We start from the raw sequence: 12,500 nt of genomic DNA on the forward strand, positions 1-12,500 counted from the left end.
CTGTAATTTGCGCTATATTATTAATTGATACATCAAAAAATTATATAATGAGATTCATTCAACTATTTTTAGTGCTAGCTATTGCATTTGGTTGCAAGTCTAAGGCCGAAGAAAAAACCGAAATTAAAAAGAAACCAAATATTCTTTTTTTAGCTATTGATGATTTACGTCCAGAATTGGGTGTTTACGGATCAGAAATTTCAATTACGCCAAACTTAGATGCATTGGCAGGAGATGGCTTAATGTTTAATAAAGCATATTGTCAGCAAGCAATTTGTAGTCCTTCTAGAGCAAGTTTAATGACTGGAGCAAGACCAGAAACGATTAAGGTAATCGAAAATTTCACGTATTTTAGAGATGCAAATCCAGATATTATTACCATTCCGCAGCATTTTAAAAATAACGGATACGAAACTACGTATACTGGTAAAATTTATCATAAAACAGCATTTGCAGATTTAGGAATGTCTTGGAGTAGAGAACCTGCTTATGATAAAATGACCATTAAAAAAAGCAATACTCCGGGTGGTTTCGCAAATCCAGAAAGTCAGGCCATGTTTAAAAAGAACCAGGCAGATATGATTGCTAAGTATGGTAAAGATGCGCCAAGAAATGGTTTAGGAAAAGGACCTGCTTATGAAAATGCAGATGTGCCAGATACTTTTTACGAGGATGGTTACAATGCAGAATTGGCAATTGTAACGATGAAAGATATGTTGGAGAAAAATCCTGACAAGCCTTTTTTCTTAGGAATGGGAATGAAAAAGCCACATCTTGATTGGTTAGCACCTAAAAAATATTGGGATTTATACAACCCTGAAGATATTAAATTAACGGATCAAACAAATGCGCCAGAAGGTGGTGCAGCAATGGGATTACATCCTTCTTTTGAGTTGCGTGCTAGATACGGAATCCCTAAAAAAGGGCCTATTAGTGATGAACAAGCAAGAGTTCTAAAGCATGCATATTTAGCTTGTGTTAGTTATGTAGATGCTCAAATTGGTAAAATGATTAACGCTTTAGGTGAAGCTGGTTTAAGAGATAATACCATTATTATTGTTTGGTCTGATCATGGTTGGCATTTAGGTGAAATGGGTATTTGGGGTAAAGCAACCAATTATGAAATTGGTACAAGAGTGCCTTTAATTATTTGGACTCCAGATATGAAAAAAGAAGTAAGAGGTTCTAGTACTGATGCCTTGGTAGAGTTGGTAGATATGTATCCTACGTTATCTGAATTGGCAGGTTTAGAATTGCCAGAACATTTAGAAGGACAAAGTTTTGTGCCTTTATTATCAGATCCAAAACAAGAATGGAAAACTGCGGTTTTTAGTCAGTTTCCAAATCCTGCTTTAAGAGAATGGGCTGCAAATCCTTTATCTACAGGAATGAGAGAAACTTATTTTGGTCCTTTAATTGAAGAGCAAGAAGCTAAAATTAAAAAGCAAGTAGGTTCTAAATGGGATAGAGAAATGTTCGAAAATAACTTAATGGGTTATGGAATGAGAACAGCAAATTATAGATTGATTGTTTGGAAAGATTATACCAAACCAGAAAGTGAGCCTTTGTTTGTAGAATTATATGACCATGTTAAAGATCCTACAGAAACAAAAAATGTTGCGGATGAAAACCCGGAATTAGTAAAACAGTTGTTAGAACAGTTTAACAAAGGTTGGAAAGGTAATTTAGCAAAAAATTAAAGGAAACGTAAATGATCAATAAAAAAAAGATATTTCAAGTATTAATACTAGCTTTAAGTGTTTTTGCAGTTGGATGTGTTATACAGTCAAAATCTACTGTAAATAATACATTGTCTTCAACTTCAAAAGAAAATAATGCACTTACTTTTTCTGAAAATAGTGGGATTATTCCTTTAGAAGATAGAAATAGAAGAAAGTTTGACAATGCAGTAATTGCGGACTTAGACCAAGATGGGTTTTTAGATTTATTATTGACAGAACATTCTAGAAGAGTAGAAATATATTGGAATAATAAAGGTGTTTTTGAATTAGGAGATCCTTTTATTTTTGGGGATACGCATGGAATAGCTATTAGTGATTATGATTTTGACGGACGCGTAGATATTATTGTGCAACCTGGTGGTGGAGATGGCAAAAATCCGAGAAAACCAAGATATTATCATGTCAATAAAGATAGAAGTATAGAAGAAGGTGGGGAGTTTAAACATTTTGAAAAAGGAAGAGGAAGAGCTGCAAAATTTGTCGACATCAAAAAAGCTGGGAAATTAGACTTAGTAACATCAGCTTTTCCTACGTTGAAGGCTTTAAAAAAAGGAAATATTTTATATACAAATGATGCTAAATCAACCTTTAAATTCAATACATATATAGCCAATGCAGACAGAATGGGGATGCGTACTACTTTATTGGATTATAATAATGACGGTATTACAGACATACTTTTTCACGGAGGACGAGAATTGGTGTTGGTTAAAGGTTTAGTTGATGGTTTTGTAGAAGTAACCAAAGAGGTTTTGGGGAGTTTAGCCAATACAAATTTGGTAAACAGTGTTTCGCAAATAGATTATGATAATGATGGAGATTTCGATTTATTTCTAACTCGTTCTAAACATCCTTTTGATGCAGAAAGCGATTATGATGCTTTAAACAAACGTTTTTATTTTTTTGCAAGAAGAACAAAGTTTGATTATACTAATATTAAAGTTGAAGGAGATTTAAAAATAGAAAACCTGCAAATGGCGTTTCCTAATTTTGATGTTTATTTAGGCGTAAATAAGAAGCTTTGGAAACGTACAGAGGATAATCATGGACATCAAGATTTAACGGTAACAAGAGAAGAAGCTGCAGGATATCCAGCAGATACCAATAAGAAAGCCTTGTATATTGGCTATTTAGGTGATGGAATGTGGAGAATTGGCGGACATACAAATTCCCCAACTTCTGCTGTTTTGCACAATGTTTTGACTTCACCAGAAATAATCAAGCTAAAAGATTTACCTGCAAAATTGTTAGAAAATAAGGATGGTAAATTTACAGAAGTAACCAAAATTTTAGGAATTAATATTACGGAACAAACGAGCAGTTCTGCAATTGCTGATTTTAATAATGATGGTTGGTCAGATATTTTTGTGTTGCGTTATGGAGAATCATCAAAAGAAACAAAACAAATTTTATATTTAAATCAAGAAGGAAAATCATTTAAACGCGATAAAAATCACGGAATTATTACCAAAGAATTAGGATCTACCGGTATGGGAGCAGATGCTTTTGATTATGATAATGATGGAGATTTAGATCTTATAGTTTCTAATGAAAGAGGAAAATGGCATTTATTTACAAATGACTATGCATCAAATTCAAATAAATTTGTAACGGTTAAAGTTGGGTATTCTCCTTCTGGTAAAGCGACCGCAACAAGTGCTGTTTTAACCATTAAGTCTTGTGGAAAGATTTATAAAAGAGTGGTTGGTGAAACGTCTTCTTCTTTTTCGCATCCTTTTAATACCTATTTAAATGTAGGTTTAGGAACTTGTAATAAAATTGATGCTGCAGAAGTTGTATGGAGCAATGGTGAGAAAGCAACTGTTTCTATAAAAGACTTAAATACAATTTATGAAGTAGGCAGTAAAAGTCCTACTAAATAATATTCTTCATAAAATTTCAATTTAGGAAGCCTCATTTTTGAGGCTTTTTTTATAATCAATAAACTTAAAAAAAAAATACTATGAAAAAAATAACACTGTGCTTATTGGTACTGGTAAGTATCTCTAGTTTTTCTCAGCAAGAAAAAACAATATCCATAGAAAAAAATTACAACAATTGGGGATGGGAAAATGTATATGTTGCTAAAAACAAATACATCAGTTTGGCAGTTGTGCCAGAAGCGGCTGGAAGAATTTTAGAATATAATTTAGGTGATGTTCCGTCTTTGTGGGTAAATCCAAAATTATTTGGAAAGTCTTTTGGAACTTCTGATGAGGTAAAAATGAACGAGTGGAGAAACTTTGGTGGTTATAGATTAGTGCCTTTGCCTATCGAAAACTCATCCATCGATAAAAATGGAAATAAAAGCAATCGTTGGCCACCACCAGTTGTAATTGGAGATGCCCTTTATCAGGTTTCTGTCGGAGAAAATTCCGAAGGAAAAAAAACGATAGAAGTAAAATCTGGAGTGCAAGAATTACCAGTTCCTTTTTATTACGGAAAAGAAAAGAAATTTTTATATCCAGATAAAATAGAAGAGGAAATTCAATATGCTAGAAGTTTGTATATAGAACCCAACTCTAGTTTGGTGTACATCAACCATACTTTAAAAAATGTTGGAGAAGAAACCATAAAAAAAGGGTTGATGATTTCTAGTCAGCATGTTTCTTGGAGCGATTCTAAACTACAAGACGGACATAATTTTAGTGCTTTTATTCCTTTTTCTGAAGATTTAAAATTACCAAGTGGAGAACAATTTGAAATTTCTGCAACACCACAACAACGCTGGAATTACATCGACAGAAACCGTTTTAAGATTGATAAAAACAATCCGGAACACATTAAAAAATACTTTAATAAAGGAACAAACTGGAAAGGAGAAGTTGCACCCGGAATTTATGAAGTGGAGTATGAATATAACACTATGGCGGGTTTACACATTATATCATCCAAATCTTGGATTTGCTATGTAAACAAAATTACAAACACTGCTTTTGTAAAAATTATGGAACCTTATGATGCTGCTAAAGAATATGATCACGGAATAAATATGGCTATTTTTTGCAGCGGCTTAGAAACTGGATACATAGAAACGGAAGTGAAAACACCTTTATATACACTTCAGCCAAAAGAAAGTTTTACCTATAAAGAAATACAAGGAGCTGCAAAAATTGAAACTTCACCTGTTTTAGATGTAAACCTTACTGGCGTTATTACTAAAAAATTACATTTTAATAAAGAAACCAAAAGTTTAGAAGGCTTTTATGGTGTTTTTATAGAAGGACAAGCTGTGTTGATTCTTAAAGACAGTAATGGTAAAATTGTAGAAGAGGTAATGTTGGAAGAAGTTAATCCATTAAAAGTGCTACAGCTTCGTCAAAAAATATCGGTAGATAAATCAGTAAAGGGAATCGATATTGTAGTAAGGGGTTCTAAATCAGGGAACCATGTTTTAGATTCCTTAAAAATATAATTTTCAGTAGTATTTTACCATTAGTATAAAATTACCTTTTTATATTAATTTAACATACATTAAGGATAAAATACAGTAATGATAAGATAATTGCCACATATACATAATTCCGATTATACTGTTACTTTGTAACTGTAATTTTATGTTAAAAAAAGAAAGACTATAAATTAGCAATTGTTTTTTGCCATAAGATTACAGAATCAATCAAGTTCAATTAAGTTCAAAAATTAAATAGATGAAAATTTTAAATTTATTATTGAGGAAAGCTAAAGCAGGTAGTTTCTTGCTTTTACTCTTCGCCTTGTTGTGTCAGTTTAGCACTAATGCACAATCAATTAAGGTATCTGGAACTGTAACTAGTTCAGAAGATCAGGGGCCAATTCCTGGTGTAAGTGTAATTGTTAAGGGAACTCAAAATGGGGTTTCAACAGATTTTGATGGACTTTTCTCTATCAAAGCTAATGTTGGAGATATTTTAGAGTTTAGTTACATTGGTATGATACAGAAAAATCTTAAGGTTAAAAATGCAACCATGAGTGTTGTTTTAGACCCTTCTGTAGAAAGCTTAGAAGAAATAGTAGTAATTGGTTATGGTACAGTAAAAAAGAAAGAAATTACTGGGGCAGTTGTTCAAGTAAAAGCAGAAGATCTAGAGAGTATTGTTAGTTCAGATTTAGGAGCTGCTTTACAAGGGCAAGTATCTGGGGTAAACATTGTTTCTTCTTCAGAACCAGGAGGAACATCAGAAATATTAATTAGAGGTGTTACTTCATTATCTGGAGACAATACACCTTTATATGTTGTTGATGGTGTAATACAAGATGGAGATCCAGGAATTCCACCTTCAGATGTAGAAACTATTAACGTATTAAAAGATGCTGCTTCTACTGCAATTTATGGGGTTCGTGGAGCTACTGGTGTAATTTTAATTACTACTAAACAAGGTAAACCAGGTTCTTTACAAGTTAGAGTTAATGCTAGTTATGCTATTCAGCATAGAAGAGCAGCTGTGCCTTTAATGAATTCTGTAGAACAAACTTATTTTGATGTTGTACAGAGTAGAAATGTAAACGGGAGTTATGATGACCAGGTTAGTTTACAGATTTTACAGCAGCCAAGATCCTTTTTAAATGAAACGAATTTAAGCGATTTAATCTTTACGAATAATGTACCAACACAAGACTATAATATAAATGTTTCTGGAGGTACAGAAGATATTACGTATAATGTTTCTACAGGATTTTTTAGTCAAGAAGGATTACAAATTAATTCAGCATATAACCGTTTTAATATTAGAGCAAGTACAGTTTACGAAAAAAATAAACTAAGAATTCAGTCTAGTGTTTCTATGAATAAAGATACTAGAGATATTCCTCAGGGAAATCTTTTATCACAATCTATTGTGTATAGACCAACTCAAAACGGACTTAATTTAGATAATTTAGATGAATTGTCTCAAGGTGGAGATGATGTAAATAGATTAGGTTGGGTTATTGAGAGTTTAAGAACAACCAATGTATATAAAACTACAAGAGCTGCAGCAACACTTAATTTAAAATATCAAGCTACAGAACATTTAAGCCTTTCTAGTAATTTAGGTTTAACATCTATAAATAGTATTGGTAAAATTTACAGACCTTATCAAGAGATTTATAATAACCAAACACCACCGGTTTTACAAAGTCAACCAGAAGATAGTTTTGTTTCTAACAGAACTCGATTTACAACGAATACGATAGCAGATTTTGGAGCTACTTATAGCAGAGTATTTGATGAAAAGCATGATGTAACACTTACAGCTTTTATAAATGGAGAAAAAAATGAAAGTGAAGCTTTTACAGCAACAAGAAATGGAGCCACTAATGATGATGTTCAGGTTTTAAATGGAGCAACTGGTACTCAGTTTGTTTCTTCTGGAAATGATTATGAGCAAACAAGAATAGGTTTAATAGGAAGACTTCAGTATAGTTATAAAGGAAAATATATTTTAAGTTCTAGTTTACGTAGAGATGGTTCTTCTAAATTTCCGGTAGATAATAGATGGGGAACTTTTCCTTCAATCGCATTAGCTTGGAATGTTTCTGATGAACCTTTCTGGGATAAATACAAAAATGCAGTTAATAACTTTAGACTTAGATTAAGTCAGGGTACTGTTGGTGTAGATAGAATTGGAGATTATTTATATTCTGCAGGTATTTCTCAAGATATTAATTACGCAACTTCTAACGGTTCTGTAAGTTTAGGAGCTACTCAAGAAAACTTTGTAAACAGAGTTTTAAAATGGGAAGAAACAACACAACAAAACATTGGTTTCGATTTTGGGTTCTTAAGAAACAGATTAACGCTTTCAGCGGAATATTATCACTCAGATAAATCGAACATGTTATTTCCAGTTTTTATTCCTAATTCAGCAGGTGGTGGTAACAATGCAACTGTAGTTTTAAATGTTGGAGATATGGTTAATTCTGGATTAGAATTAGCGTTAGGTTTTAGAGGGAATATTGGTAATGTTAGATATAGAATGAATGGTACATTCTCTACAAACCAGAATGAAGTTACAAAAATTAGTGGAGATACTAAATTTCAATTAACTACAGACAGTGGTTTAGTAGGTAGAGCACCACAACAATCTAGAGTTACTGCATTGGCAGTTGGTCGTGAGGCAGCAGCTTTTTTCTTATGGAGAACAGACGGAATTTTAGATACAGAAGTAAAACTTGCAGAATACCAAAACAATATTGATAGAAATGCAAGAATGGGAGATACGAAGTTTATAGATCAAAATAATGATGGTGTTTTAGATGAATCAGACAGGGTTTATAGTGGTAGTGGATTACCAGAATATGAATTAGGATATACTTTTAACGCAAACTATAAAAATTGGGATTTTTCAATGAACTGGTATGCTGCATTAGGGCAAGAGATAATGAATGGTTTTGATGCTTGGGCATATGGTTTTGGTAGACATAAAGATCAAATTTATCAATGGTCTCCACAAAATCAAAACTCTACAGTACCAACTTATAGAAACGATGTTACAAGACATAACAACTATTTAGGGTATAGTGATCTTTGGTTAGAAGATGGTTCTTATTTAAGATTAAGACAAGTTTCTATGGGATATAGTTTTCCTAAAAACACTTTAGACAAAATGGGACTTAGCAGATTGCGTTTTTATGTAAGAGCTCAAAACCCATTAACTATTACTAAATACTCTGGTTACAATCCAGAAGTAGGTGGGGGAATACAAGCAAGAGGTTTAGATAAAAATACTGGACCAATATCCTCACAATATATGTTAGGAGTAAACATTAATTTTTAATTTAATATAAACTTATTTGTGATGAAACAATTAATTTTTAAATATTTTATATTCATTTTTACTTTAGGAGTGTTAAGCTCTTGTGATGCAGATGAATTTTTAGAACAAAAGAACCCAAACTTAATATCTACAGATAATTATTGGAGAAATTTAGCGGAAACTCAAACAGGTTTAAATGCTGTTTATCAAACACTACATAAACCAGCTATTTTAAATAAGTTTGAAGAAATGTTACGTTCAGATATGGGATATCCTGGTTATGGTCGCCCAAATCCAAACAATACAGAAGATTTCTATTTACACTTATATAATGGAAGTAGTTTGGCAATCTTAAATAAATGGCAAGATTCTTATTTAGGTATTTTTAGAGCAAACCAAGTAATTGAAGCTTTAAATAATATAAAAGAGACAGCAACAGATGAAGCAGAATGGACTTCGCAAATGGCGCAAGCACGTTTCTTTAGAGGGTTATTTCACTTTTATTTACACACCACTTTTAATAATGGAAGTATTATTATAAGAGATGCGGTACCTGCTACCAATGAAGATTTTTCAAAAGCATTATCTCCTGCGTCGGATGTAATTAGTTTTGTTAGAGAAGATTTAGAATATGCGTATGCTAACTTGTATAAAAATGGAGAATACCCAGACAATGATTTGGCTAAAGTTACTTCTGGTGCAGCTGCAACAATTTTAGGTACTAGCTATTTATACGAATTAGACTATAGTAAAGCAATGGTTTATTTTGATGATGTAATTAATAATCATGGTTATTCTTTAGAAACAGATTTAACTAAGATGTTTACAACTGCTGGTGAATTTAATAGAGAATCTATTTTAGAAATTAATTTTTCTGAAGAAAACACAAGATTAGATTTACCACCTTGGGATGGAGATTCAGGAACAAACTGGATAAACGTTCGTACAGCACAAACACGTTCTGCAACTGGACCAGCATGGATTGTAAATGCATACAAAACAGAACCTATGGATCCTTTAGATTCTAGAAATTACTATACAGATCCTAACACATCTAGCGTTAGTTTAAGAAGCGTACCATTAAGAAACTCTTCTATGATGGCGGTTGTAGACGACAATGAAACAACGTATTACTTAACAGGAACTACTAGTGAATACGGTAGATTTGGAGGAGCCAATTGGGGCTTCGGTTGGTGGAAAAAGTACACCAATGATGATATTGTTTCTACAGAAAGTCAACTTCCTGGTGGACAAGCATATTCTACTAAAAATGTAACTCTTAATAGATTGGCAGATGTTTTATTAATGCAAGCAGAATGTAAAATAAAAACAGGTGATGTAGAAGGAGCAATCAAATTAATAAACCAGATTAGAAAAAGATGGGGATTGGTGCTTTTAGGAAGACCAAATGGAGATACTACTCGTACGTATGACAAAGAAGATACTGATGCAGAATACACGGCAGATGAATTGATGCAACGTTTAATGAGAGTTGAAAAACCTTTAGAAATGGGAGTAGAAGGTCATAATATAAGATTTTTAGATTTCCAAAGATGGAAAAAATCTGATAACTATGGTTTTAAAGACCGATTAAAAGAATTGTCTGAAGAAGTATATTACGGAGTAGACTTTTCATATACAAAAAGAAGTAATAACCAAACGGTTACAAGAGGTAATTTTCCTTCATTAGTAAACGAATTACCAACAGTAAATTCTACTGCTGTAGATTATGAATATGATACACCATATTTAAATTATGATGAAGCTAAAAATGGTACGTATCCTATTCCTTTTGCAGAGGTAAATTCTAACCCAAACATAAATTAAAAGATATATCATGAAAAATATAAAAAATTATATACTTTTCTTCAGTTTACTGGCCTTGCTAAGTTGTGAAGAAGATTCTTATAAAGGGTACACAGCACCAGATGATTTGTCTGATGTTTCATGGCTTATTGGTTTAGATCCAAATAGACCAAATATAGATGCAAAGTTTAAAGTAAATATAGATACTTATATTTCTTTTTTCGATTTATCTCAAGGAGCAACAAGTCACGAATGGATTTTAGAGGATGGAGATCATTTTCTAAAAGATGGTTTCACTTCTAGCGATACTTTATCAAAATTTATTAATGAAGACGTTGGTTTGTCTAGTTCAGAAAGTAAGGCACATGTTTTATTTGGTAAAAGTGGTTTAACTAAAATTAGATTACGAAATAAATTTACTGAAGAAGTAAGTCCTAATGTTTCGGAGGATAGAGCAGCGTATGTTATAGCAAATTCATCAACAGAAGGAGATGAACATATAATGGACGTAGAGTTTTTGTTTGATGTTTATGCAAATATTTTACCTGCTTTTTCAGTTTTAAAAGACGGTGCAGAAGTATTAAATGTTACAGAAACAGATATTCCTGATATTAAAGATGAAAGTACTTGGCCAGTTATAGAAGTAGAGGCAGCAACCGGATTAACTTTTGTAGATAAATCTACTACCGGAAGACCTAACAGAGTAACGTGGTTAATTCCAGATGGAGTACCTAGTCAGGCAGGTACTTTGGCAGAATTATCTCAAGATGTAAAGTTTTATAAATTGGGTACCTATAATGCAGGAACTATAAGATCTTTAAGACAAGTACAAACTGTAGATGGAGTAGAAGATAATGCACCAGTGGCTTCAGCTGAAAAAATTATACCTTTAAAAGTGAAAGTAATTCAGTCTTCACAACCTTTTGTTTTTGACAAAGCATTAACAGAAAATGAAAATGAAGTAATAGAGTTTAGAGTTACTGGAGAGTTAAAAGCATTTTCTGGAGAAGAAGCTAATTTTACTGTGAATGTAAAAAACGCTGCTAAAGGATTAGATGAAGATTTCACTGTGCAAACAGCTAGAGTAAAAGAAGGTAATGCCACTTTTATTGAGTTAATATTATCTGCACCAATTTATAATTCTGATGTAATTACGGTTTCTTATAATGGTACAACTATTCTTTCTGCAGACGAAAGAGTGTTAGCTCCTTTTGCAAATCAAAAAGTACAAATGCATTTTGATAACAATGTTTTACCATCAAATTCTTGGGGTAGTTTTGAGCCTGAAGGAGGTGGTGTAAATAATGCTTTTGCAACAGGTAAGTTTTTTATTCCTGGAGGAAATGGAAATGGTCAGTTTGGAGCTGGAGAAGAAATTTGGGCACGTAGCACAGATAAAGCATATGCAGGTGGTGCTAGTATGAGATATAAACTGCCAAATGTTGCTATACCTACTGTAAACCTTTTTGGTTTTGGTTTAGCAGATGGTCCAAATGGTATGCCAGCAGGAACTTACCAAGTGTCTTATTGGGTGTATGTAGAGCCAGGTACAACCTTAATTACTTTTAGAATGGAATTTGGTAATCCTGTTTTAGATTATTTACATTTTGATATCTCAAGTATCGAAAAAGGTAAATGGGTACGCGTTTTTGCAGATGCGCCTGCTGTTATTCCGGCAGATTTAACAAGCAGTGATGCAAAAAGAAGAACTACATTAAGAGTTTTAGCAGAAGATAATGTAGGGATTGCTACAGCAGAGCAGCTAATGTATTTAGATGAGTTAACACTTATTAAATTAGAAGAAAGACCTTAATTAAAATTAGAAATAATGATGAAAAATATAATAAAATATATTGCCGTTTTTACAATCGTTTTGGCATTCACTTCTTGTGACGAAGAAAGCAATTTTGAAGAGTCTACGACAGCTTTAACACCAGTATATACCATTACAGACATTACAGGTAATAATGCCGCTTTTAAAATTAATATATACAAAGAAGTAAGTGTAATTGTAGAATATTCTACAGAAGTAAATTTAGAATCTTACACATCTTCTGGTTTTACCGATTCTTCTACTGATACTAATTTTGAAGTAGAAGTAAATAAGTTAGACGATGAAGCAACTGTAAATTATGTTTTATCTGCGGACAAAACAACAGGAGAAGGAACCTTAACTGTAGACGGAACTACTGTTTTTAATGTAAAAGTTTCTGAAGAAGAAGTTTATAATTAATAT

7 protein-coding genes are annotated in these 12,500 nt (G+C 32.4%); all 7 read left to right on the plus strand.

Annotated elements, in window-relative coordinates; genetic code table 11:
* Window positions 1–47 precede the first annotated feature (47 nt).
* The 7 genes from GQS57_RS09890 to GQS57_RS09920 all read left to right on the plus strand — a co-directional run bounded on the left by GQS57_RS09890 (window position 48) and on the right by GQS57_RS09920 (window position 12,497).
* Window positions 48–1,700, plus strand: a complete 1,653-nt coding sequence (locus GQS57_RS09890; protein WP_165732681.1) for a sulfatase — start codon at window positions 48–50, stop codon at window positions 1,698–1,700.
* An 11-nt stretch (window positions 1,701–1,711) separates the two neighbouring features.
* A complete protein-coding gene (locus GQS57_RS09895; RefSeq protein ID WP_165732682.1) occupies window positions 1,712–3,625 on the plus strand; it encodes a VCBS repeat-containing protein in 1,914 nt (637 codons plus the stop codon).
* Window positions 3,626–3,705: 80 nt separating this feature from the next.
* Window positions 3,706–5,157 carry a hypothetical protein gene (locus GQS57_RS09900; protein WP_165732683.1) on the plus strand — a complete coding sequence of 484 codons (1,452 nt, stop codon included), beginning with the start codon at window positions 3,706–3,708 and terminating at the stop codon, window positions 5,155–5,157.
* Window positions 5,158–5,392: 235 nt separating this feature from the next.
* Complete coding sequence (locus GQS57_RS09905) at window positions 5,393–8,479, plus strand: TonB-dependent receptor (protein ID WP_165732684.1); 3,087 nt, start codon at window positions 5,393–5,395, stop codon at window positions 8,477–8,479.
* 21 nt (window positions 8,480–8,500) lie between these two features.
* Window positions 8,501–10,285 carry a RagB/SusD family nutrient uptake outer membrane protein gene (locus GQS57_RS09910; RefSeq protein ID WP_165732685.1) on the plus strand — a complete coding sequence of 595 codons (1,785 nt, stop codon included), beginning with the start codon at window positions 8,501–8,503 and terminating at the stop codon, window positions 10,283–10,285.
* Window positions 10,286–10,295: 10 nt separating this feature from the next.
* The gene (locus GQS57_RS09915) at window positions 10,296–12,077 is read left to right on the plus strand and encodes a hypothetical protein (protein ID WP_165732686.1); all 1,782 of its coding nucleotides are present in this window, start codon (window positions 10,296–10,298) and stop codon (window positions 12,075–12,077) included.
* Window positions 12,078–12,092: 15 nt separating this feature from the next.
* Window positions 12,093–12,497: a hypothetical protein gene (locus GQS57_RS09920; RefSeq protein ID WP_165732687.1), complete on the plus strand. Its 405-nt coding sequence runs from the start codon at window positions 12,093–12,095 to the stop codon at window positions 12,495–12,497.
* Window positions 12,498–12,500 lie beyond the last annotated feature (3 nt).

This window comes from Polaribacter sp. 20A6 (assembly GCF_011378915.1).
Classification (GTDB): Bacteria; Bacteroidota; Bacteroidia; order Flavobacteriales; family Flavobacteriaceae; genus Polaribacter; species Polaribacter sejongensis.

Excerpts from the sequence above, each read along its gene's own strand:
- GQS57_RS09905 (WP_165732684.1), top strand. The coding sequence starts at position 5,393 with ATGAAAATTTTAAATTTATTATTGAGGAAAGCTAAAGCAGGTAGTTTC.
- GQS57_RS09920 (WP_165732687.1), top strand. The coding sequence starts at position 12,093 with ATGATGAAAAATATAATAAAATATATTGCCGTTTTTACAATCGTTTTG.
- GQS57_RS09900 (WP_165732683.1), top strand. The coding sequence starts at position 3,706 with ATGAAAAAAATAACACTGTGCTTATTGGTACTGGTAAGTATCTCTAGT.
- GQS57_RS09910 (WP_165732685.1), top strand. The coding sequence starts at position 8,501 with ATGAAACAATTAATTTTTAAATATTTTATATTCATTTTTACTTTAGGA.
- GQS57_RS09895 (WP_165732682.1), top strand. The coding sequence starts at position 1,712 with ATGATCAATAAAAAAAAGATATTTCAAGTATTAATACTAGCTTTAAGT.
- GQS57_RS09915 (WP_165732686.1), top strand. The coding sequence starts at position 10,296 with ATGAAAAATATAAAAAATTATATACTTTTCTTCAGTTTACTGGCCTTG.
- GQS57_RS09890 (WP_165732681.1), top strand. The coding sequence starts at position 48 with ATGAGATTCATTCAACTATTTTTAGTGCTAGCTATTGCATTTGGTTGC.